A 22,359-nucleotide genomic window follows, 5' to 3' on the forward strand; every position below is an offset into this window, starting at 1 on the left:
CTCGATGGCCACTCCCGCCGCCACCGCAAGCGTCGACAGCACGGTCTCGTCCTCGGTGTCGAAGACCCGGCCGCCCCGCTTCTCCGTCAGGTACACGGGACTTTCGCAACACGCCCTGGAACCTCTCGCCGGACCCCGGGACGGTGGTACGTCTGTGGGGTCTGCGCACTCCCGGGGCGTGCGTCTAGGATGCCGACAGGGGACCGGAGCTCCACCACCTCACGGAAGGGGCGGACCGCTACCCGGAAGCTTGTGTCGAGGAGACAGCAATGTCGACGATCCACCCCGACCCCGAAGCCGCCGGTGCGCAGACCCCGCACCTCGACTTCGCGGGAACGACTCCGTACGAGGACTATGTCCAGGCGGATGTCCTTACCCATCTCCAGCACCCTCGCTCCGACGATCCGGGCGAGATGGTCTTCCTGGTCACCACCCAGGTCATGGAGCTGTGGTTCACCGTCATCGTCCACGAGTGGGAGACCGCCGCGCACGCCCTGCGCGAGGACCGGCTGACCGTCGCACGCGACGCGCTCAAGCGGTCGGTGCGGGAGCTGGAGGCGCTCAACGCCTCCTGGACCCCGCTCGCCCAGCTCACACCCGCCCAGTTCAACTCCTACCGCTCGGCCCTCGGCGAGGGCTCCGGATTCCAGTCGGCGATGTACCGGCGGATGGAGTTCCTGCTCGGTGACAAGTCCGCGTCCATGCTGGTCCCGCACCGGGGCGCGCCCCGCGTCCACGCCGAGCTGGAGAAGGCGCTCGGCGAGCCGGGCCTGTACGACGAGACGCTCGCCCTGCTCGCCCGGCGCGGGTTCGCCGTGCCGCAGTCCGTGCTCTCCCGGGACCTGACCCGGAAGTACGAACCGTCCCCCGAGGTCGAGGCGGTCTGGGCCGAGATATACACCGAACCGGAGGCCCACGAGGACCTGGTGCGGCTCGGCGAGGCGCTCACCGATGTGGGCGAGCTGGTGTGGCGCTGGCGCAACGACCATCTCGTCGCCACCCGGCGCGCGATGGGTTCCAAGACCGGGACCGGCGGCTCCGCCGGGGTCGCCTGGCTGGAGAAGCGGGCCACGAAGAATGTCTTCCCCGAGCTGTGGACGGCGCGCAGCCATGTCTGAGACCTTCACCGCCATGCCCCGGACCCTTGCCGCGCGGGCCGCGGCACTCGACGCCGCCGACCCGCTCGCGGACCGGCGGAAGCTGTTCACCCTCGACGACACCGTCTATCTCGACGGCAACTCGCTCGGCGCGCTGCCCGCGCACGTCCCCGCCCGGGTGCAGGAGGTCCTCACCCGCGAGTGGGGCGAGCTGCGCATCCGGTCCTGGGACGAGAGCGGCTGGTGGACCGCGCCGGAACGGATCGGTGACCGGATCGCCCCGCTCGTCGGGGCCGCCGCCGGGCAGATCGTGGTGGGCGACTCCACCAGCGTGAACGTCTTCAAGGCCGTCGTCGCCGCGACCCGGCTGGCGCCCCAGGGGCGCGACGAGATCCTCGTCGACGCGACGACCTTCCCCACGGACGGGTACATCGCCGAGTCCGCGGCCCGGATGACCGGCCACCGGCTCGTCCCGGTCGCCCCCGGCGAGGTGCCCGGCGCGCTGGGCCCCCGTACCGCGGCCGTGCTGCTCAACCATGTCGACTACCGCACCGGCAGGCTCCATGACCTGCCCGGACTCACCGCCGCCGTGCACGAGGCGGGCGCCATCGCCGTCTGGGACCTGTGCCACAGCGCGGGCGCCCTGCCCGTCGGCCTCGACGAGCACGGCGTGGACCTGGCGGTCGGCTGCACGTACAAGTACCTGAACGGCGGCCCGGGTTCGCCCGCCTACATCTACGTCGCCGAGCGCCACCAGGCGGCCTTCGACTCGCCGCTGCCGGGGTGGACATCGCATGCCGACCCGTTCGGCATGACACCCGAATACACCCCGGCCGACGGCGCGGTACGAGGTCGGGTCGGCACCCCCGACATCGTCTCCATGCTGACGCTCGAAGCATCGCTGGACGTGTGGGACGGGGTGTCGATCGACGAGGTACGGGCCAAGTCCCTGGCGCTGACGGACTTCTTCCTGGAGTGCGTCGCCGGGTACGTGCCCGAGGGCCGGGTCCCCTCCATCACCCCCGCGCGCGCCGAGCGCGGCAGCCAGGTCGCGCTGCGCTGCGAGGACGCGGAGCAGGTGATGAGCGAACTCATCGCCCGGGGCGTCGTCGGGGACCTGCGCCGGCCGGACGTGCTGCGGTTCGGATTCACCCCGCTGTACGTGGGCTTCGCGGACGTGGAGCGGGCGGCGCGGGTGCTGGGCGAGGTGCTGGCGCAGCGGTAGCGGGATCCTCCGCGGGAGCCGGGCTCCCGCGGTGATCCTCTGCGGGGACGGGAACCTTCCGTACTGGTACCGTCCCCGCAGATCAGGCCGGTTGGGCTCAGCTACAGGACGGTTGGAGCAGCATGTCGGATTCTGCCGCGCGCGATCGGGACGCCGCCGAGACCGAGTCGGCCTTCTCGCATCCACCGGTCGCCCCCGACGCGTCCGCCGCCTACGGCAGCCACCCCGACCAGCTGATCGACTTCTATGCCCCGCGCGACGGGCGGACCGGGGCGCCGGTCGTGGTCGTCCTGCACGGCGGGTCGTGGCGGGCTCCGTACGACCGGCAGCATGTGTCGCCGTTCGCGGACTTCCTGGCCCGGCGCGGATTCGCCGTCGCCAGCATCGAGTACCGGCGCGGCGGCGGGATCCCGCAGCAGCGGGGTACCGGTCCGGTGGCGGGCCGCTGGCCGGAGACCTTCGACGACGTCGCCGCGGCCATGGACGCGCTGCCGGCGCTGCTGGCCCAAGAGCTTGCGCAGGCCGATGTCCGGCGGATCGTGCTCACCGGGCACTCCGCGGGCGGGCAGTTGGCGCTGTGGGCCGCCGCCCGGCACGTACTGCCCGAGGGATCGCTGTGGCGGCTGCCCGCGCCGCCGCAGCTGCGGGGCGTCGTCGCCCTGGCGCCGATCGCCGACTTCGCCACCGCCGTAGCGCTGGACGTGTGCTCCGGGGCGGTCGGTCAGTTCCTCGGCCGCGAGGAGGACTTCGAGGCGCGGGCGGCACACGCCGACCCGGCCGTGCTGCTGCCCACCGGCATCGCGACCACCGTGGTGCAGGGCACCACCGATCTCGATGTGCCGCAGGCGGTCTCGGAGGCGTTCGTCGACGCGGCGGCGAAGGCGGGCGAGACGGTGGGGCTGACCCTGCTGCCCGAGGTGGGCCACTACCCGCTGATCGACCCGGCGGCGGACGCGTGCGCGGTGGTGGCGGAGGAGCTCGCCCAACTGGCCTGGTGAGCGCCGGGACACGGCGGGACGGCGCGGTGCGGAGGAGCCCGTAGTACTTGCGAGGGACGGCTCAGGATCCGTATCAGTGCTGACGACCGGTCCCCGGACCGCCACCTACCGTGGAGGCGTGACCGAGACCAAGAGCAGAAGTCCGGAGTACCGGATGGCCGCGGGCGTGGTGGGCGGCCTCCGGCAGGCTCTCATGCGCGATGCGTTCGCCTACCGCCCGATGCCGCAGCTGCGGACCGACGGACCGCTGATCCGCCGGCTGCCGAAGCGGATACGGGCGCGTGCCGCATGGGCGCCGCACGCCCTGGTGGTGGCCGCGGCACTCATCACCTTCCTGGCGGGGACCGCCGTGGCGGAATTCCCCCTCGCCGAGCTGCTCGCCGTGTTCCCCGCCGTCTGCGTCCTGATGACGCTGGTCAGGCCGGTCGGGGCGTTCTGGATGTCGTTGCTGCTCACCCCGGTGACCGCCGTGGTCGGCCACGGCGGGTGGCCCTGGGGGCCCAGCTCGTTCTTCGCGCACCTGGTCGTGCTGGTCGTCGTCGCGGCCAGGACCGGGCCGCGCAGCGCCGGCTGGATGTGGGGGCTGACCGTGCTGCTCGGCACGGTCATGGAGAACCTCGTCTGGCGGCCCGGGACCACCACCGTGGCCATGGCCGTGACTTCCGCGCTCGCCCTGCTCGTGGTCGCCGTGGTGCAGATCCGCCACGACGCGGAGCGCGAGGTGACCGTGCAGCGCACCGTGACCGCTGTCGAACGCGACCGGCGCACGCTGCTGGAGGAGCGCACCACCATCGCCCGTGAGCTGCACGACGTGGTCGCGCACCACATGTCGGTCGTCGCGATCCAGGCCGAGGCCGCCCCGTACCGGGTGGAGAATCCGCCGCCCGAGCTGGAGCAGGCCTTCGTCACGATCCGGGAGAACGCCGTCGCCGCCCTCACCGAACTGCGCCGGGTCCTCGGTGTCGTACGGGCCGAGGACTACCAGGCCCCGGACGCCCCGCAGCCCACCCTCGCCCAGCTCGACGGGCTCCTCGCCAATGTCCGCGAGGCGGGCCTGGAGACGGAGAAGACGGTCACCGGCGCGGTGCGCGAACTGCCGCAGGGGGTCGAGCTGTCCGCGTACCGGATCATCCAGGAGGCCCTCAGCAACACCCTGCGCCACGCGCCGGGCGCCACCGCCAAGGTGGAGATCGGCTATGTGCTGGGCGGGCTCGGCCTGCGGGTGGTCAACGGGCCGCCCACCGGCCCGGTGAAGCCCTCGCCGGGGGCCGGGCACGGGATCACCGGGATGCGGGAGCGGGTCGCGATGCTGGACGGCGACATGACGGCCGAGGCGACGGGCGAGGGCGGTTACGAGATCGCCGCGTTCATCCCCGTACAGGCCGGCTCCGAGCCCCGGGAACAGGCGGACCGGGCATGAACACTCCCACCGCCCCGACCATCCGGGTGCTGATCGTGGACGACCAGATGATGGTCCGCGAGGGCTTCTCGGTGCTCCTCAACGCCATGCCGGGGATCGAGGTCGTCGGCGAGGCGGTCGACGGCCGACAGGCCGTCGCACAGGTCGCGGCCCTGCGCCCCGACGTGGTCCTGATGGACATCCGGATGCCGGAACTCAACGGCATCGAGGCCACGCGCGAGATCGTCGCCGCCGACGCGGACGCCAAGGTGCTGGTGCTGACCACCTTCGACCTCGACGAGTACGTGTACCAGGCGCTGCGTGCCGGGGCGTCCGGCTTCCTCCTCAAGGACGCATCCGCGCGCCAGCTCGCCGACGGGGTACGGGTGGTGGCCTCGGGCGAGGCGCTGCTCGCCCCGACCGTCACCAAGCGGCTGATCAACGAGTTCTCGAAGCTCGCGCAGTCCCCGCGTTCTCCCGCCCTCGCCCGGGTCGGCGACCTCACCGAGCGCGAGACGGAGGTGCTCGTCCTGATCGCGCAGGGCCGGTCCAACGCCGAGATCGCCTCGCATCTGGTGGTCGCCGAGTCCACCATCAAGACGCATGTGAGCCGCATCCTGGTGAAGCTGGGGTTGCGCGACCGCACCCAGGCGGCCGTCTTCGCGTACGAGGCCCGGCTGGTCACACCGTCCTGAGGGGGCCGGGCCAGGTGAGGGGCGGGTGGTCGGCGGCGATGGGGTGAGGTTAGCGTCCGCCTATGCACCCGTCTCACCGTTCCGCGGCCGATGCCCGCTTCGACCCCTGGTCCCCGGCTTTCGTCGCCGACCCGTACCCCGCCTACGCCGCGCTGCGCGCCACCGGCCGGGTGCACCGCTTCGAGCCGGCCGACCAGTGGCTCGTCCCGCACCACGCCGATGTGTCCGCGCTGCTGCGCGACCGGCGTCTGGGCCGCACGTATCTGCACCGCTTCACCCACGAGGAGTTCGGCCGCACACCGCCGCCCGACGAGCACGAACCCTTCCACACCCTCAACGGGCAGGGGCTCCTCGACCTGGAGGCCCCCGACCACACCCGGATCCGGCGCCTGGTCTCCAAGGCGTTCACCCCGCGTACGGTCGAGCGGCTCGTCCCGACCGTGCGGCGGCTGGCCGCCGAGCTGGTGGACTCCTTCGTCGAGGCCGGCGGCGGCGATCTGCTCACGGCGGTTGCCGAGCCGCTGCCGGTGGCCGTCATCGCCGAGATGCTCGGCATCCCGGAGTCCGACCGGGCCCCGCTGCGGCCCTGGTCCGCGGCGATCTGCGGAATGTTCGAACTGAACCCGTCCGAGGAGACCGCCCGCGCCGCCGTCCGCGCCTCGCTCGACTTCTCCGCGTATCTGCGCGAGCTGATCGAGGAGCGGCGCAAGAACCCCGGTACGGATCTGATCTCCGCTCTCATCGCCGCCCACGACGAGGGGGAGCGGCTGAGCGAGCAGGAGATGATCTCCACCTGTGTGCTGCTGCTGAACGCCGGCCACGAGGCGACCGTCAACACCACCGTGAACGGCTGGTGGACCCTGCTGCGCCACCCCCGGCAACTGGCCGCGCTGCACGCCGATCACGGGCTGCTGCCGACGGCGATCGAGGAGCTGATGCGGTACGACACCCCGTTGCAGATGTTCGAGCGCTGGGTCCTGGACGACATCGAGATCGACGGAACAGTCATTCCGCGCGGCTCGGAGGTGGCCCTGCTCTTCGGCTCCGCCAACCGCGATCCGGCCCGCTTCACCGACCCGGACACGCTGGATCTGGCCCGGCGGGACAACCCGCACATCACCTTCGGGGCGGGCATCCACTTCTGCCTGGGCGCCCCGCTGGCCCGGGTCGAACTGGCCGCGTCCTTCGGTGAGCTGCTGCGCCGCGCCCCGGGCATGCGGTTGGCGGCAGAACCGGAGTGGAACCCGGGCTATGTGATCAGGGGGCTGAAGGAACTCCGCGTGGAGCTGTGACGAGGCGGCGGGCCGGCCCCCGGCCTGCCGGGGCCCCGGCTTCCCCGCGTTCAGCATCCCGGTCCGCAGGCCAGGGGCGGGCCCTCCAGTACGTCGAAGGCCACCCCGAAACCGGTGAGGGCGGTGAGCACGGCCGCCGCTCCGAGCGCCCGCCGCCACTTCCGCCCCGCGAGGGCGACGAGGGTGAGCCCTGCCGTGATGCCGCCGAGCGTCATGACCGGCAGCCCGAGCCAGAGCACGTTCCACTCCGTCGCGTCCTCGAAGCCGCCGAAGATGCCGTGCCTGCCGTACGGCGCCCAGGCGAGCATCCCGGCGATCCCGCCCGCGGCGACGACCAGACATCCGGCGATCCCACGGACGGCTTCGCTTCGGTTCCCCATGAACGGAGTGACGCAGGGGTACCCCGGCGGGGTTGCACCCGCCGGGGCTCCCTGACCCCGTGTCACCGTCAGGTCAGGACATCGCGCCTGCGCAGTGCCCCCACTCCGGCTCCGGCCAGCACCGCCGCGACGGCGGTGAGCGTGAGCACCGGGCCCCATGCCATTCCCGTGCCGCCCGGCAGCTTCGGCAGATGCGTGAACGGCGATACGTCCGTCACCGCCTGCGGCATGTCGAGGGCGGGCCCGAGCCACCCCAGGGCCAGACAGATCCCGGCGACGCCCCAGGCCGCCACCGCCGCCTTCGGGAACGCCCCGTACAGCAGGACCGTCACCCCGCCCAGCAGCCAGATCGCCGGCAGCTGCACCAGCGACGCCCCGAGCACGGCCGGGAGTTCGTGGCCGTAGCCGGCGGCCAGGCCGAGACCGCCGGCCGTCATGAGCAGGGCCGCGCCGCCGAACGCGATGACCAGATGACCGGCCACCCACCCGGTCCGGCTCACCGCGCCCGCCAGCACCGGCTCGGCGCGCCCGGCGGTCTCCTCGTCCTGCAGCCGCAGTACCGACGCGACGATGTACAGCGCCGCGACCACACCGAGCACGGAGACCATCGCGGTGAGGAACGCGTCGGTCAGCCCGGCCTGACCGCCCATCCGCTCGAAGATCTCCTTGGTCTTCGCGCTGTCACCGGCAAGATCGGCCGCCCCGTCGGTCAGCCCGCCGAAGGCGACACCGACCACGGCGAAGGAGAGCGTCCACCCGGTCAGCGCACCGCGCTGGAGCCGCAGCGCCAGACCGAACGCCGTGGTGATCCGCCCCTGCGCAGGCCCCGGTCTCGTGGCCAGGAAGCTCATGCCGACATCGCGGCGCCCGGCCAGGCCGTACGCGAGGACGGCCTGGACCGCCACGGCCGCAGCGAGGACGAGCAGCACCCACCAGCGCTCATCGGCATACGCCCGTACGTTCTCCGCCCAGCCGACGGGGGAGAGCCAGGTCAGCACGGAAGAGCCGTCGTCCGTCGCCGAGTCGCCCGCCGCCTTCAGGACGAACGCGGCGCCGATCACCGCCGCCGTCAGCCCCTTGGCGAGCCGGGCGCTCTCGGCGAACTGCGCGACGATCGCGGCCGTGCAGGCGAACAGCACACCCGTCCCGGCGACCGCCAGGGCGAGCGCCACCGCCCCGGCGCCGCCCGCACCGGCCCCCGCCAGGCCCGCCGCGATCACCAGCGCCAGTGCCGCGTTTGCGATCAGCGCGGTGAGGAGCGCGGCGGTCAGCGGTGCGCGGCGCCCCACCATCGCGGCGGAGAGCATCTCCTGGCGGCCGGTCTCCTCTTCCTCCCGGGTGTGCCGGATGACGACGATCAGGCTCATCACGGCCGCCAGCACCGCCCCGAAGCCGGCCATCCGCCAGCTCACGAGCCCGCCGACCGAGTCGTCGAAGACCGGTCCGTACATCGCGCGGAGCGAGCTGTTGCCGTTCATCGACGCGGCGAGCTCGGCGCGCTGGGCGGCGGTGCCGTACAGCGAGGCGATGGAGCCGGCGACGGAGGAGAAGGAGCCGCCGAGGGCGAGCACCCAGATCGGCAGCATGACGCGGTCGCGCCGCAGCGCGAGCCGCAGCAGGGTCCACGTACCGGCGAGCTGTCCGGTCGCGGCCCCGGCCCGGTGCCGGGTGCCGGCCGGGACGGTCGTGGTCACGGCGGTCATCGCGCCGCCACCTCCGCATCTTCGCCGCTTCCGGGCGCGCTCGCCCCGTCGGTCGCGTAGTGGCGCAGGAAGAGCTCCTCCAGCGTGGGCGGGGTGCTGGTCAGCGTCCGTACGCCCGAGGCGGTGAGCGACTTGAGCACGGCGTCCAGCTTGTCCGTGTCGACCTGGAGGGTGACCCGCAGACCCTGGACCTGGAGGTCGTGGACGCCGGGCAGACGGGCGAGCCCGTTGGGCGGGCCGGCCAGCTCGGCGCTGATGTTCGTACGTGTCAGATGGCGCATGTCGGCCAGCGAACCGGTCTCCACCGTCCGCCCCTGGCGGATGATGCTGACCCGGTCGCAGAGCGTCTCGACCTCGCTGAGGATGTGGCTGGAGAGCAGGACCGTCCGCCCGCGCGCACGCTCCTCGGCGACGCAGTCCTGGAAGACCTCCTCCATCAACGGGTCGAGCCCGCTGGTGGGTTCGTCCAGGATCAGCAGATCCACATCGGAGGCGAAGGCGGCGACGAGGGCGACCTTCTGGCGGTTGCCCTTGGAGTACGTACGCCCCTTCTTGGTCGGGTCGAGCTCGAACCGGTCGACCAGGTCGGCGCGCCGGGTCCGGTCGAGGCCGCCGCGCAGGCTCCCGTACAGGTCGATCACCTCGCCGCCGGAGAGGTTGCGCCACAGCGTGACGTCACCCGGGACGTACGCGACTCTGCGGTGGAGCTCCACCGCGTCACGCCACGGGTCGCGGCCGAGCAGCTGGGCGGCGCCGGAGTCGGCCCGCAGCAGACCCAGCAGCACCCGGATGGTGGTGGACTTCCCGGAGCCGTTGGGCCCGAGGAAGCCGTGGACCTCGCCGGTCTCGACGGTGAGGTCGAGCCCGTCCAGCGCGTGTGTCCGACCGAACGACTTGTGCAGTCCGGCCACCGTGATTGCCTTCGTCATGTTTTTGAACGTACGCTACTTTCACAAACTTGTGAAGTTAAGGAAGCATATAAAGTTGGCGTTGCGGCGGGGGCCGGGAAATCAGGGGAGACGATCGGACGATGACCAGCGAAACCGAGACCGGCGAAACCGGACAGGGCGCGAGCTTCGGGCGTGACGCGGAGGCCGTGTCACGGTTCGTGGAGCGGTTCGCGTCCGAGATGACCGAGGCGGGGATGCAGCGGATGGCGTCCCGGGTCTTCGCCGCGCTCCTCGCGGACGACGACGGCTCCATGACCTCCGCCGAACTCGCCATGGCGCTGCAGATCAGCCCGGCGGCCGTGTCCGGCGCGGTCAATTACCTCACGCAGGTCAGCATGGTCGGCCGCGAACGCGACCCGGGCTCGCGCCGCGACCGGTACCGCCTGCTCGACGAGGTCTGGTTCGCCACCTTCGCCAGCCGCGACCGGGTGCTGACCCGCTGGGAGAGCGCCCTCAGGGAAGGCGTCCGCATCCTGGGCGAGGACACCCCGGCCGGCGCCCGGATCGCCGAGACGGTGGCGTTCTTCGAGTTCCTGCAGGCGGAACTGGCCGGGATGATGGACCGCTGGCACGAGCACCGCGAGACGCTCGACCTCCCGGGTCGCGGCGGGCGGGCGAACGCCTGACGGGCGCGCGGGGCCTGGAGGCGTGCGGGGCCCGGGGGCCTGGAGGGTGTGCGGGCCCGTCACGTCGGGCCGGGTCTGTCCGCGTTCCCCGAAACGTCCGAGATTCTTCTCACTCCGCCCCTCGGCCGGAGGCTACCCCTGCGCCACCGGCAGCATCAGTCCCCAGGCCCCCGCCCGCACCGTCCAGGTCCGTGTCCGCACCGGGCCGCCGACCTGTATGTCGGCCCGGTAGCGGAAGTCCGCGCCCGAGACCGTGACGGCCTTCGCCTCCGCCGTCACCGGATCGGCCGACGGCGGGCGGACCACCACGTTCGCCAGACCCCCGTCACGGCCCTGCGAGGTCACGGTCACCGATTCGACCGGGCGGTCCAGATCGTTCAGCAGGACGCCGTCGGCCTCGACCCGCAGCCGGTGCGTGGGCAGCGGGGCGGCGGGCGTCGCCGGGGTGGGGCGCACCAGGGTGCGGACCAGGTTGCGGCAGGTGTCCCAGACCGCGGTGACCCCCGCGTGCCCGGGTGCGGCGCCCGGCAGCGTGCTCAGGGCCGGGATGTGCAGCGCGCCCAGGACCACGCCGTCGCTGTCGTCGACCAGCAGGTCGAGCTTGCGCGCGGCACCGTCCAGCGCGGTGCGCGCCGCCGCCACCGCGCCCATCGGCACGCCGAGCGAATGCGCGAGTTCCAGCGCGGCTGCGGTGCCGACCGGGATCAGCGAGAGCGTGCTCCCGGCCGGCTCGCGCTCCCGGTGCAGCTGGGTCACCGCCCGCCGCAGCGCGCGGTCGTCGCCGATCACCACCGGCCGTCGGCTGCCCCGCCGGGACAGGGCCCGGGCGAATTCCTCGGGCCCGTCGGGCAGGCAGATCTTGGCGTGCGAACCGGCGCTCAGCACGTCCTTCGCGATACGAACGGACTCGCCGTCGGTCCGGCGGGCGACCGGGTCGATGACCACCAGCAGCTGGTGCGCACCGTCGCCGGGGGGCTGGGCAGCCGACACCTCGGTCCTTCCTCGGGTAGCATCTTGGTGCAAGAGCCCCTTGCGCTATTGCGCCAGGGGCTTCGTCTATTCCGGGGCACCGGTTCGACGGTTCAGGCCTTGTCGTACATCGTCGTACGGCATGTACGGCGTTTACGTACGCCCCCTGACCTTGGACATGCCCCGCCCGGAAGGGGTGTACGCCTGTGCCCGCACTTGTGCTGCTCGGTGCTCAGTGGGGTGACGAGGGCAAGGGAAAGGCCACCGACCTCCTCGGTGGATCCGTGGACTATGTGGTGCGCTACCAAGGCGGCAACAACGCCGGCCATACGGTGGTCGTCGGTGACCAGAAGTACGCACTGCATCTCCTCCCCTCCGGAATCCTTTCGCCGGGGTGTACCCCGGTCATCGGGAACGGTGTCGTCGTCGACCCGGCCGTCCTGCTCTCCGAGCTGAGTGGGCTGAACGACCGCGGTGTGGACACGTCCAAGCTGCTGATCAGCGGCAATGCCCATTTGATCACTCCGTACAACGTCACGATCGACAAGGTGACGGAACGGTTCCTCGGGAAGCGCAGGATCGGCACGACCGGGCGCGGGATCGGCCCGACGTACGCCGACAAGATCAACCGGGTGGGCATCCGTGTCCAGGACCTCTATGACGAGTCGATCCTGGAGCAGAAGGTCGAGGCGGCCCTGGAGCAGAAGAACCAGCTCCTCGCCAAGGTCTTCAACCGCCGCGCGATCGAGTCCGGCAAGATCGTCGAGGAGATGCTCCAGTACGCGGAGCAGATCAAGCCGTACGTCGCCGACACGACCCTGGTCCTGAACGACGCCATCGACGCGGGCAAGGTCGTCCTCTTCGAGGGCGGTCAGGGCACGCTGCTCGACGTCGACCACGGCACGTACCCCTTCGTCACCTCGTCGAACCCGACTGCGGGCGGTGCCTGCACCGGTGCCGGTGTGGGCCCGACGAAGATCAGCCGGGTCATCGGCATCCTCAAGGCGTACACCACCCGCGTCGGCGCGGGCCCGTTCCCGACGGAGCTGTTCGACGAGGACGGCGAGGCGCTGCGCCGGATCGGTGGCGAGCGCGGTGTCACCACCGGCCGCGACCGTCGCTGCGGCTGGTTCGACGCGGTCATCGCGCGATACGCGACCCGGGTCAACGGTCTCACCGACTTCTTCCTCACCAAGCTGGACGTGCTGACCGGCTGGGAGCAGATCCCGGTGTGCGTGGCGTACGAGATCGACGGCAAGCGTGTCGAGGAACTTCCATACAGCCAGACCGACTTCCACCACGCGAAGCCGGTCTACGAGATGCTGCCGGGCTGGTCCGAGGACATCACGAAGGCCAAGACCTTCGGTGACCTGCCGAAGAACGCGCAGGCGTACGTGAAGGCGCTGGAGGACATGTCCGGCGCCCCGATCTCCGCGATCGGCGTCGGCCCCGGCCGCACCGAGACCATCGAGATCAACTCCTTCCTCTAGGTTCTTTCGTCTGGATCCCGCCGGGCCCCGCGAGCCGGGCGTGATCCGGGCGAGAGGCCTCAGGAGCGGCGACCACCGAGAGGGCCGGGACGACGAGTCCCGGCCCTCTCGGCGTTCCGGCCCTCCTGGCGGTCCGCGGTTGTGGCCCCCACGCGACGGGGCGTGTCCGGCTCCGGCCGGTCGCGCCCCCTTCGGTTCACCGGACGGTGTCCGCTCCCGCGGCATCCAGGGACCGGAAGGCGAGCCACAGGTCGTAACGGGCGCTGGGCGCCTGGAGCAGTGAGCGGCCGAGCACCGATTCGAGCCGGGTGAGGCGCTTGCGGATCCCTGGCACCGAGATGCCCAACGCCTCTGCCGTCGCGGCGAGTTGGGCTTCGCAGCGCAGCCAGGCGCGGAGGGTCTCCTGCGGGCCGGCGCCGCTCTTGGGGGCGTCGGACCCGGTGAGCGGGCGCAGTTGCTGGACTGCCCACTCCCGCACGGCAGGGACGCACAGGATGTCGTCCAGGCCGAGGGGCGGCTGGGCCGTCCGCGCGTCCCGGCGGGAATCTCCCGGGCCGGTGGGGGTGGCGCGGATGCGCAGGGCGAGGTCGATGGCGGCCTGGTCGCCGACCCGGTTCAGATCGAGGCCGAGCAGTTCGCCGATCAGCCGGAGCCGGGCAGCCAGGGTGTTCCGGTGGATCTTCAGATGCTGGGTCGCGTGCGAGGAGAACGCGAGCCAGGAGGCGAGCGTCGCCGAGAGTTCCTGGCTGCCCGGGTCCTGGCTGCGCCGGGGCAGATACGTGAGCAACGGGTGCAGCAGCTCGTCCGCCCACCGCGCGCCGGCCGCCCCGACGACCACGGCCGGGTCCGGCGCCGAGCCGAAGCGGGCATGCCGGTCCGGCAACCCCCGGGCCACGGCCAGTGCGTGGAACGCCTGGCGGTAACCGGTCGCCGTGTCGGGCAGCGGCAGGTCCTCGCTCACCCCGACGACGCACTCGGTCACCACCTCGGCCACCCGGAGACCGAGCCGCTGTTCGGCCGCGTCCGCGTCCGCCGGCACGACGAGGATCAGGTGGCGTGCGTAGACCGGGCAGCGGACGATCCAGGACCGCCCGCCGGAGAGTTCCGTGCAGATCCGCGCCGCCTCGTCCCGGCGCCCGACCGGGCACTCCACGACATACACCTGCACGGGGTCGGGCAATGTGGGCCGCAGGGCGCCTGCCACCTGGTGCGCAATGGACAGCTGACCCGTCATGAGCAGATGCAGCACCGCCTCCCGGCTGCGGGACTCCGCGAGGTCGACGCGGCGCCGCTTGCGCTCCACGGCCTCCGCGGCCCAGCACATGGCGAGCGGCATCGCCACGTCGGAGAGCAGGATGGCGAGTCCGTCCGGCAGCGGGCGCGGCGCGACCACGGCGAGGATCGGGGCAGCGGCGTCCGGCGGGCCGTCCAGCGGGAACAGCAGCGCGGTGTGCGGGCCCCGGTCGAAGGCGAAGGAGCGCGCGTCGAGCCCCGACAGGCCCTTCGCGCACTCGCCCGCCAGCGCGGCCGCCGCGACGCCCGTACAGTCCGGGCTGCGGGTCACGCCGTGCAGCACGGTGCCGTCCCCGTCGAGCAGCCCGGCCCAGCCCGCCGCCCGGCCGGACACCCAGTGCAGAAGTTCCCGCGACCCGCCGGACCGGGCCAGCCGGTACATCCGCAGTACGTCGTCGGCCCGTTCCCGCGCGTGCACAGATCCTCCACAGCTGCCCAAAACCGGAATGCAGGGTACCGGTTTGATTGTGCGGACTGATACCCGTCGCGGCCCACACAGTGCGAATTGAAGCTTCCGAGTGCCTACCCGAGGATCTAGAGTCCGAACACGGTTGCGGCCCCCTCGGGGGAGGGGTACGGGGGCGACAGCAGCGGCTCACGGGGGTGGCCGCTGTCGCGTCGGCCGCAACCGTTCTACTTCCGTTGTCAGTGGCGGCCCCTGCCGGTGGCGGCCCCTGGTGTCGGCTCCGATCACGACCGCGATCACGACCGCGATCGGAGCCGACTGGGAGAGGCCGCCGCCATGCCAGCACCTGCTGATGTCGGCCGAGCCGCTGCTCTGAGGGGCCGTTTCCCGGGGGCGGTGGCCCGGGAGGAGTGGCCCGGACGCGCCCCGCTCGGCAGGATCGGCGTCATGAACTCCGTGCGGTGGAGCACCCATGCGGTCGAGATCTGCGGCGACGACGTGACGAAGCGGTTCCGGAAGGGCGACGTCCGTGCCCTGCTCGACCGTGAGTGGCGGGCCCTGACCCTGCTGGAGGTTCATGCGCCCGGGCTCGCCCCCGCACCGATCGCTGTCGATCGTGACGCCGTTCCGCCGACGGTGGTGATGTCACGCGTGCCGGGGGTCCCGTTGCGGGGGGCTTCGGTGGACGCGGCGAAGGTGGCGGCGCTGGCCGAGACGCTCGGTGCGCTGTACGGGGCGGTTCCGTACGACCGTCTTGCCCGGGTGCCGATGCGTCCGGACCATCAGGCCGGGCTGGTCGCGCGGCTGCGCACCTGGCATGGCCGGGAGCCCGGACCGGCTGTCGGAGCCGTGGTGCGGGCAGCGCTGCGCGAGGGCATGGCCTGGCTGGACCGGTCGGGCCTCGCTGCCGCGCCGGACATCCCCGGTGCGGCGGTCTTCGGCCCCGGTGACGGGAACCTCGCCAACTACCTCTGGGACGAAAGCGCTTCGCGGATCCGGGTGGTGGACTTCGAGGACTCCGGCCGCAGCGACCGGGCTTTCGAACTTGCGGAGATCACCGAGCATGTCTCGGGCTGGGTCGACGGGGGTTTCGACACCACGGCCTTTCTCGACTGTTTCGATCTGACCGCCGAGGAGCGCGTCCGTCTGCGGGAGTGTCGTCGGCTGCTCGCGCTGACCTGGTTGTTCATCCTCTCGTTCGAAGATCCCGCGCATCGACGGAACCCGCCCGGTACGGCTGATCGGCAGGCGGGCCGGCTGCGTGAGCTGCTGGGCTGATCGACGTGGACACCGACGCGTGGTGTCCAGGTCCGTGGCGAGCCGGGGCCCGTCGTCACGAGGCGAACGGGCGGCGGGCGGTGAACTTCCTCGTTCCGGTGAGGGGTACGGCGGGCAAGGCGTGGCCGGCCGGGGTCACCGAGCCGAACGCCACGGCGGGCCGGGTCGGTTACATACCGATCCCGGCCCTGAGCGGCCGGACACGGCCGTCGGCGTGGTACTTCCCGCCCACCCTGCCGGGCGGGTTCGTCCATGCGTTCTTGCTGTTCAACGCGGCTTCCGCGCTGCTGGGCCGAGCGTTCGGTCCGCTACGGGGCCTTGGTGTACGTGAGCTTCTCGCCGCTGTCGTTGTTCTCGCGGCGCAGGGTGCCGTCCGGGAGCAGGGTGAGCGTGGTCGCCTTGCCCGGGGTGCAGGACGCCATGGGCTCGCCCACCGTGACCGTGGAGGGGCCGATCTCGACCGGGCCGCCCGGGGACGGCGCTGCGGTCAGGTCGGCCTGGAAGACGCAGTGGTAGGAGCCGCCGCTGTCGAGGGGGCCGTCGGCGGTGAGGGTGAGGACGCTCTCGCCGACCGCGCCCTGCCGGATGACGAGCTTCCGGGTGGAGCGGCCGGCCGAGTTGTCTATGGAACCCGACCAACTGCCGAGGTATCCGGACGGGATGGGGCCGTCGCCGTTCTTCCGGTCCTCGGTGGCGGAGGGGTCCGGCGACGACGGACCGTCGGTCGCGGGGGAGCCCGACGAGTCGCCCGAGGAGGACGAGGAAGCGGTGGGGCCCGACGCGTGGTCCGGTGTCTTGCCGTTCATGAGCGCGTAGACGGAGCCACCCGCACCGATGGCCACGAGCACGGCGACGGCGATGAGCGCGATGGTCGAACCCCTGCCCCGGCGGGCGGGTTCGGGCTGCGCGGCGGTGGGGTAGGCGGGGCCGTACGGGGGCGTGGGGCCGAACCCGGGCTGCTGGTAGGGCTGTTGCTGCTGCGGCGGATATCCGTACCCGGCCTGGCTCTGCGGGGGGCCGAACCCCTGGCCGGGGTGCGGCTGGGCGGGCAGCGGCGGGTAGCCGTAGGTGGGGGCGCTGTGCGGCGCCGGTGCGGCGACCGGGGGCGGGGCCGGGGTGCCGGCCGCCGTGGGCGGCGGGTGCAGGAGGTAGTCCGCAGGAGGCGTGGGCGTCGGGGGCGTCGGGTCCGGCACGGGGGCCTGCGCGGCTGCCGCCGGCACTTCCTGCGGAACCTCCTCCGGGTCCTCCGAGTCGAGCAACTCCACTGCATGACGGCCAAGTTGGGCTATCAGCGCACCCGGGAGCCAGGGCTCCGCCGCCTCGCCGTCGGCCAGGCGCTCCAGGATCGTGTCCGTCGTCGGGCGGGCGGCCGGGTCCTTGTGCAGGCAGTCCCGGATCAGTTCGACGAGGTCCACGGGGACACCGGTCAGGTCCGGGTCCTCCTGCGCGATCCGGAACATCTGCGCGGCCGCACCACTGTCGGACGCCCCGAACGGAAGGCGGCCGGTCGAGGCGTACGCCAGCACCGAGCCGAGACAGAACACGTCGCACGCCGGGGTCACCCGCTCGCCCCGCACCTGCTCGGGCGCCATGAAACCGGGCGATCCGACCAGGGCCCCGGTGCGGGTGACACCGCCTCCGGTCACGGTGTCGAGTGCCCGGGCTATGCCGAAGTCGATGACGCGCGGTCCGTCGATCGTCAGCAGGATGTTGGAGGGCTTGAGGTCGCGGTGAACGAGCCCGGCGGTGTGGATGTCCTGGAGGGCGTGGGTGAGACCGGCCCCCAGGATGTGGACCGAACGCTCGGGCAGAGGGCCGTACGCACCGGAGGCCGCTCCCTCGGGTCTGCGCGGGCGTCCGGTGACGGTGGCCTGCAGCGAGGGGCCGGCGACATATCCGGTGGCGACCCAGGGCACGGCGGCCTCGGTGTCGGCGTCCAGCACAGGGGCGGTCCAGGTGGAGCCGACCTGGCGGGCGGCCCGTACCTCGTGGCGGAACCGGTCGCGGAACTCCTGCTGTTCGGCGAGATCGCCACGTACCAGCTTGATCGCGACGGTGCGGCCGCGGTCGGACCGGGCCAGATAGACCTGGCCCATGCCGCCCGTGCCGAGCCGGCCCAGCAGCCGGTACGCGCCGATGGCGCGCGGATCCTGTGGCGTCAGGCTCTGCATGGCGCTGGACGTCCTTCCCCCGGGGGTTGAGCTGTGAGCGGTGCCTGGCGTGGCTCGCTCGATCATAGGGATCCACGCGCGGTGCGGGCGGGCCGGTTGCGGCTTCGGCTGCCGCTTCGGCCGGGAACGTGAGGAAGGACCGTCCTGGGTGGGCGGGCTTTCGGAGCGCTTCGGAGCACTTCGGGGCCCTTCAGGGGTTTGGGTGTCAGGGGCTCACGCCTCACGCGCGTACCGGTGGTGGAGCGTGGCTCCGTCCTGAGCGTGTCCGGGACAGGTCCGGGACAACTTCTGCTGTTCTGGGACGAGTTGTTCCCCCCTATGGTCCGTCGACATGGACACCACACGGAGAACGATTCTGCAGGGGATGGCGGCGGCTCCGGTCGTCGCGGCGACGAGTGGGCTGCTGGTGCCGGGGGAGGCGGCGGCAGCGTCGAACGGGGTGGCGGCGACGCCCGCCGAGCGCCCGATGAGCCTCGCGTACGACGCGGCGCACTCCGCGCTGCTGGAGGAATCGATCAGGGGGCTCCGCAGCAAGGAGGGGCTGGGCCGGATCGGCGTGGCCGGCGTGCTGAGGGGGAAGAAGGCGCAGTACGAGGGGAGGAACGGGTTTCCCCGGAACTGGTGGCCCGGATCGGCGGGACGGCCCGACGAGGCGTTCCGGTGGAGCACGGAGGACCGCCTCGCCAAGGGGGACCTCTGGCGGCCCCAGGGCATCTCCACCGTCTACGACGCCACCGAACTACGGGGCAGGAACATCCTGCTGGTCTCCTGGTACGACCGGGAGGAGGACCACTCGGCGAACCGGGGCGGTCGCATAGCGATCATCGACCTGAGGGGCCGTACACCGAAGTACTGGTACGCCCTGCTGGTGCTGCCGACCCGGAAGACGGGCGGCTACGACTTCGAGCCGTTGTACGGGCTGCACGCCGGGGGCCTGGCCTGGTACGGGAACAAGCTGTACGTCACCGAGAGCCGCACGGGTGCGCTCTTCGTGTTCGACACCGACGACATGTTTCCGGTCAAGGGTCGGCGCGACCGCTGCGGCAAGGACTCCCGAGGGGTCTTCCACGCGTTCGGGGAGCCGTACGCGATGCCGCTCAGCCGCGTCTACCGGGTGGACGCGCAGGGGCGGGAGCGGCTCAAGTTCTCCCAGGTGTCGGTCGACCGGGACCCGGACCGCCGGTACCGGTCGCTCGTCGTGAACGAGTGGGAGCCAGGCAAGGACCATGCGATCGTGGCCCGTTGGGACATCGGCCACAACAGCCCGTACCCGCGCATGGACCAGGGTGCGGCGAGCGCGGTCTCGTCGGCCGTGTACCGGGTCGAGCGCGGGTCGGGGCTGCCGCGGCGGTGCGGTGTGCAGGGGGCGGTGAGCATCAGGGGCAGGCTCTGCCTGTCGGTCAGCAGGGGCCAGGGAAACGGGTACTACAGCGGCGTGCGGCTCGACTCCCATGGGGTCGGCACGGCGCGGAAGCTGTGGGAGATGCCGAAGGGGCCCGAGGACCTGAGCTACCAGGGGATCACCCGGAGCACCGGACGGGTGTGGGGCCTCACCGAGTACGCGGACCGGCGCTTCGTGTTCGGGATGCGGGTGTCCCGGTAGTTCCGGGCGGTGGGGACGGTGGGGACGCCGTCGGTGTCCCGGCCCGCCCCCACCCGTCTCGGCCTGTCTTCGCCGGAGCGGGGTGCCTGCGGTTCGGCAAGGCCCGCCATGGCGGCGGACAGCCGTTCCAGTACCCGTACGGTCTCGCGAACCGTCCTCGCCCAGTTCGGCGGCGAGCCGGGCGGCCAGGCCGACGTGACCGGGGTCGATGCGCCGGACCGCGGCGCGCCCTCGTCGGTGGGGCGCGGCAGCTTGGCGCGACGGTGGGCGGAGGAGACCGCGCTCGTGCGCGCGGTCGTCGAGCAGGCCCTCGCGGGCCGGGCCCGCCGTCGCGTCGCAGATCGCGGCGTCGATGTGCCGGAAGGCGTATCGGGCGGTGTGCTGCCGGAACCCCCGACACCCTGCCGACCCGAAAGGGCCCCACGCCATACAAGGTGGCCATGTCCGGCCGCTCCGGGGACGACCTACGCTCACCGCATGACCGCTCATGCCCCTCATGTCGACCCCGCCGCCGGCGCGGCCGTGAAGGCCGCCGACCGCGCGCACGTGTTCCACTCCTGGTCCGCCCAGGGCCTGATCGACCCGCTCGCCGTCGCCGGCGCCGAGGGGGCGTACTTCTGGGACTACGACGGAAACCGCTACCTGGACTTCACCAGCGGCCTCGTCTACACCAACATCGGCTACCAGCACCCCGTCGTCGTCGCCGCGATCCAGGAGCAGGCGGGCAAGCTCGCCACCTTCGCCCCCGCCTTCGCGATCGAGGCGCGCTCCGAGGCCGCACGCCTCATCGCCGAGCGCACCCCCGGCGACCTGGACAAGATCTTCTTCACCAACGGCGGTGCCGAGGCCGTCGAGAACGCCATCCGGATGGCCCGGCTGCACACCGGCCGTACGAAGGTGCTCTCCGCCTACCGCTCGTACCACGGCGCCACCTCCACCGCGATCAACCTGACCGGTGACCCGCGCCGCTGGCCGTCCGACAACGGCTCGGCGGGCGTCGTCCGCTTCTGGGCACCGTTCCTCTACCGCTCGCCGTTCCACGCCGAGACCGAGGCCGAGGAGTGCGCCCGCGCGCTCCAGCACCTGGAGGACACCCTCGCCTTCGAGGGCCCCGGCAACATCGCCGCGATCATCCTGGAGACGATTCCCGGCACCGCCGGCATCATGACGCCGCCGCCCGGCTACCTCGCGGGCGTCCGCGAGATCTGCGACCGGTACGGCATTGTCTTCGTCCTCGACGAGGTCATGGCCGGCTTCGGCCGCACCGGCAAGTGGTTCGCCGCCGAGCACTTCGACGTGGTGCCGGACCTGATGACCTTCGCCAAGGGCGTCAACTCCGGTTACGTACCGCTCGGCGGTGTCGCCATCTGCGCCGAGATCGCAGCGACCTTCGAGACCCGCGCCTACCCGGGCGGGCTGACCTATTCCGGTCACCCGCTGGCCTGCGCGGCGGCCGTCGCCACCATTCAGGTGATGGAGGACGAGAAGGTCGTCGAGCACGCCGCCCACATCGGCGAGACGGTCCTCGGCCCCGGCCTCCGCGAACTCGCCGAGCGCCACCCGTCGGTCGGCGAGGTCCGCGGCCTCGGCGCGTTCTGGGCGCTGGACCTGGTCCGCAACAAGGAGACCCGCGAACCGCTGGTCCCGTACAACGCGACGGGCGAGGCCAACGCGCCGATGGCGGCCTTCGGCGCCGCGGCCAAGAAGAACGGCCTGTGGCCCTTCATCAACATGAACCGCACGCACGCCGTTCCGGCCTGCAACGTCACCGAGGCCGAGGCCAAGGAGGGCCTCGCGGCTCTGGACGCGGCGCTGTCGGTCGCGGACGAGCACACAGTGTGACCCGGGCCCGCGCGGCCCGGCAGTACAGCCGGTAGCGCGTGGCCGACATCGCTGTCCGAAAGTGCGACGCGCCCCTCCCCTGCCCGGATCCGGGCACAGCGGCCCTGGCTTAAGGTGACCGCAGGCAAAAAATGGGGAGGGGCGCCATGTGCGCGAGCGGAGCTGTGACCCGCAGTACGCTGCGGCAGCAGATCGCGGACGCGCTGCGGGACGAGGTGCTCGCCGGGCGTCTGCAGCCGGGGCGGGAGTTCACGGTCAAGCAGATCGCCGAGCAGTACGGCGTCTCGGCGACACCGGTGCGCGAGGCGCTCTTCGACCTGTCCGCGCAGGGACTTCTGGAATCGGACCAGCACCGGGGCTTTCGGGTACGGGAGTTCACCGTTGCCGACTACCGCTCCCTGGTCGAGGCCCGCAGCCTGGTCATCGACGGAGTCGTCCGCGGCATCTTCTTCGGCGCAGGGCTCTCGACCGTGCAACTGTCGGGGTACCGGGACTGCCTGGTCTCCGTACGCCGCAGGGCCCAGGAGGCCGCACGGGCGGCCCGCGGCGGCGACCTCGACATTCTCATCGGCTACGACCTGCGGTTCTGGCGCGAGCTGGGCGCGATCGTGGGCAACGCGTACATCAACGACTTCCTGCACCGACTGCGCGTCCAGGCCTGGGTGTTCGCGGTGCCGTACCTGCGCCATGAAGCGGCTGCCCGGGACTGGCTCTGGCACGGCCACCAGGACCTCGTCGCGGCGATCACGCTCGGCGAACACGACGCGGTGCGCGCGGTGCTGGACGACTACAGGACCCACGCGCTGAACTGGGCGGACCGGCTCGCGGCCGGTGAGCTCGGACATCCGCGACACGGCGGCCGCCCGGCCGGACGGGCGCCGGACCCCGGGGCGCCGCAGTCGTAACCCGTGCCCTGCCCCGCCGGACAGGCCCCGGCCGCCG

The 22,359-nt window shown here is 72.2% G+C and carries 18 protein-coding genes; 12 read left to right on the forward strand and 6 right to left on the reverse strand.

The features are described from left to right. Positions 1 to 269: 269 nt before the first annotated feature. From ACWCQ6_RS05395 to ACWCQ6_RS05420, 6 genes are all read left to right on the forward strand, one after another. The gene (locus ACWCQ6_RS05395; RefSeq protein WP_451085649.1) at positions 270 to 1,118 is read left to right on the forward strand and encodes a tryptophan 2,3-dioxygenase family protein; all 849 of its coding nucleotides are present in this window, start codon (positions 270 to 272) and stop codon (positions 1,116 to 1,118) included. Next, positions 1,111 to 2,322 carry a kynureninase gene (kynU, locus tag ACWCQ6_RS05400; protein ID WP_451085651.1) on the forward strand — a complete coding sequence of 404 codons (1,212 nt, stop codon included), beginning with the start codon at positions 1,111 to 1,113 and terminating at the stop codon, positions 2,320 to 2,322. The genes ACWCQ6_RS05395 and kynU overlap by 8 nt, the downstream gene beginning before the upstream one ends. A 122-nt stretch (positions 2,323 to 2,444) precedes the next feature. Then, entirely contained in the window at positions 2,445 to 3,320 is an 876-nt protein-coding gene (locus ACWCQ6_RS05405) for an alpha/beta hydrolase (protein WP_451085653.1), read from the forward strand. A gap of 118 nt (positions 3,321 to 3,438) precedes the next feature. Beyond that, complete coding sequence (locus tag ACWCQ6_RS05410; RefSeq protein ID WP_451085656.1) at positions 3,439 to 4,740, forward strand: sensor histidine kinase; 1,302 nt, start codon at positions 3,439 to 3,441, stop codon at positions 4,738 to 4,740. Continuing rightward, entirely contained in the window at positions 4,737 to 5,414 is a 678-nt protein-coding gene (locus ACWCQ6_RS05415) for a response regulator (protein ID WP_451085658.1), read from the forward strand. Before ACWCQ6_RS05410 ends, ACWCQ6_RS05415 begins: the two co-directional genes overlap by 4 nt. 62 nt (positions 5,415 to 5,476) lie before the next feature. Then, positions 5,477 to 6,706 carry a cytochrome P450 gene (locus ACWCQ6_RS05420; RefSeq protein ID WP_451085660.1) on the forward strand — a complete coding sequence of 410 codons (1,230 nt, stop codon included), beginning with the start codon at positions 5,477 to 5,479 and terminating at the stop codon, positions 6,704 to 6,706. Positions 6,707 to 6,756: 50 nt separating this feature from the next. Here the strand turns inward: ACWCQ6_RS05420 and ACWCQ6_RS05425 are convergent, their stop codons facing one another. The 3 genes from ACWCQ6_RS05425 to ACWCQ6_RS05435 all read right to left on the reverse strand — a co-directional run bounded on the left by ACWCQ6_RS05425 (position 6,757) and on the right by ACWCQ6_RS05435 (position 9,718). Continuing rightward, a complete protein-coding gene (locus tag ACWCQ6_RS05425) occupies positions 6,757 to 7,086 on the reverse strand; it encodes a hypothetical protein (protein WP_451085662.1) in 330 nt (109 codons plus the stop codon). 68 nt (positions 7,087 to 7,154) lie between these two features. Next, on the reverse strand, positions 7,155 to 8,789 hold the full coding sequence (locus ACWCQ6_RS05430; RefSeq protein WP_451085664.1) for an ABC transporter permease: 1,635 nt from the start codon (positions 8,787 to 8,789) through the stop codon (positions 7,155 to 7,157). Further along, entirely contained in the window at positions 8,786 to 9,718 is a 933-nt protein-coding gene (locus tag ACWCQ6_RS05435; RefSeq protein WP_451085666.1) for an ABC transporter ATP-binding protein, read from the reverse strand. The genes ACWCQ6_RS05430 and ACWCQ6_RS05435 overlap by 4 nt, the downstream gene beginning before the upstream one ends. A 101-nt stretch (positions 9,719 to 9,819) precedes the next feature. Between ACWCQ6_RS05435 and ACWCQ6_RS05440 the strand changes: the two genes are divergently transcribed. After that, positions 9,820 to 10,365 carry a GbsR/MarR family transcriptional regulator gene (locus tag ACWCQ6_RS05440; protein ID WP_451085668.1) on the forward strand — a complete coding sequence of 182 codons (546 nt, stop codon included), beginning with the start codon at positions 9,820 to 9,822 and terminating at the stop codon, positions 10,363 to 10,365. 132 nt (positions 10,366 to 10,497) lie between these two features. On the opposite strand, the gene ACWCQ6_RS05445 is transcribed toward ACWCQ6_RS05440, so the two are convergent. After that, positions 10,498 to 11,355: a diacylglycerol kinase gene (locus ACWCQ6_RS05445; protein WP_451085670.1), complete on the reverse strand. Its 858-nt coding sequence runs from the start codon at positions 11,353 to 11,355 to the stop codon at positions 10,498 to 10,500. Between the two features lie 185 nt (positions 11,356 to 11,540). On the opposite strand from ACWCQ6_RS05445, the gene ACWCQ6_RS05450 reads away from it, so the two are divergent. Continuing rightward, positions 11,541 to 12,824: an adenylosuccinate synthase gene (locus tag ACWCQ6_RS05450; protein ID WP_451085672.1), complete on the forward strand. Its 1,284-nt coding sequence runs from the start codon at positions 11,541 to 11,543 to the stop codon at positions 12,822 to 12,824. A gap of 196 nt (positions 12,825 to 13,020) precedes the next feature. Here ACWCQ6_RS05450 and ACWCQ6_RS05455 read toward each other — a convergent pair whose 3' ends face one another. After that, complete coding sequence (locus ACWCQ6_RS05455) at positions 13,021 to 14,499, reverse strand: helix-turn-helix domain-containing protein (RefSeq protein WP_451085896.1); 1,479 nt, start codon at positions 14,497 to 14,499, stop codon at positions 13,021 to 13,023. 471 nt (positions 14,500 to 14,970) lie between these two features. Here ACWCQ6_RS05455 and ACWCQ6_RS05460 point away from each other — a divergent pair, with 471 nt between their 5' ends. Next, entirely contained in the window at positions 14,971 to 15,801 is an 831-nt protein-coding gene (locus ACWCQ6_RS05460; protein WP_451085674.1) for a phosphotransferase family protein, read from the forward strand. Positions 15,802 to 16,109: 308 nt separating this feature from the next. Here the strand turns inward: ACWCQ6_RS05460 and ACWCQ6_RS05465 are convergent, their stop codons facing one another. Next, on the reverse strand, positions 16,110 to 17,972 hold the full coding sequence (locus tag ACWCQ6_RS05465; RefSeq protein ID WP_451085676.1) for a serine/threonine-protein kinase: 1,863 nt from the start codon (positions 17,970 to 17,972) through the stop codon (positions 16,110 to 16,112). Positions 17,973 to 18,303: 331 nt separating this feature from the next. On the opposite strand from ACWCQ6_RS05465, the gene ACWCQ6_RS05470 reads away from it, so the two are divergent. The 3 genes from ACWCQ6_RS05470 to ACWCQ6_RS05480 all read left to right on the forward strand — a co-directional run bounded on the left by ACWCQ6_RS05470 (position 18,304) and on the right by ACWCQ6_RS05480 (position 22,322). Further along, complete coding sequence (locus tag ACWCQ6_RS05470; protein WP_451085678.1) at positions 18,304 to 19,575, forward strand: hypothetical protein; 1,272 nt, start codon at positions 18,304 to 18,306, stop codon at positions 19,573 to 19,575. 477 nt (positions 19,576 to 20,052) lie between these two features. After that, the gene (locus ACWCQ6_RS05475) at positions 20,053 to 21,417 is read left to right on the forward strand and encodes an aminotransferase class III-fold pyridoxal phosphate-dependent enzyme (RefSeq protein WP_451085680.1); all 1,365 of its coding nucleotides are present in this window, start codon (positions 20,053 to 20,055) and stop codon (positions 21,415 to 21,417) included. A 146-nt stretch (positions 21,418 to 21,563) separates the two neighbouring features. Continuing rightward, a complete protein-coding gene (locus tag ACWCQ6_RS05480) occupies positions 21,564 to 22,322 on the forward strand; it encodes a GntR family transcriptional regulator (protein WP_451085682.1) in 759 nt (252 codons plus the stop codon). Positions 22,323 to 22,359: the final 37 nt, after the last annotated feature.

The organism is Streptomyces sp. NPDC001880 (assembly GCF_053594575.1).